General features: G+C 56.9%; 1 protein-coding gene. It reads left to right on the top strand.

Annotated features, from left to right (window positions below):
- The coding region (locus ACEWB7_RS18480; protein WP_411581158.1) for an FHIPEP family type III secretion protein at positions 1-397 on the top strand (397 nt) is incomplete at both ends.

Here is a 397-nt window from a genome sequence, read left to right as displayed (position 1 = left end):
GACGGAAGATCTCGTTCCTGGCATCGTCACGCTCACCACACTGCATAAAGTGCTGCAAAATCTCCTCGATGAAAAAGTACCGATTCGCGATATGCGCACCATTCTCGAAACGCTGGCGGAACATGCGCCCATCCAAAGCGATCCACATGAATTAACCGCCGTCGTGCGCGTGGCGTTGGGACGGGCGATTACCCAGCAGTGGTTTCCTGGCAAAGATGAAGTCCATGTTATTGGCCTCGATACACCGCTGGAACGTTTGTTACTACAGGCGCTGCAGGGCGGGGGAGGACTGGAGCCAGGGCTGGCGGATCGTTTACTGGCGCAAACTCAGGAAGCGCTATCCCGTCAGGAGATGCTGGGTGCGCCGCCAGTATTGTTGGTGAACCACGCGCTGCGA

Source organism: Acinetobacter sp. NIOH-H-8, from assembly GCF_046635365.1.
GTDB lineage: Bacteria > Pseudomonadota > Gammaproteobacteria > Pseudomonadales > Moraxellaceae > Acinetobacter.
The sequence above is the reverse complement of the archived record's forward strand: the minus strand, read 5'-3'. Positions and strand labels throughout refer to the sequence as shown.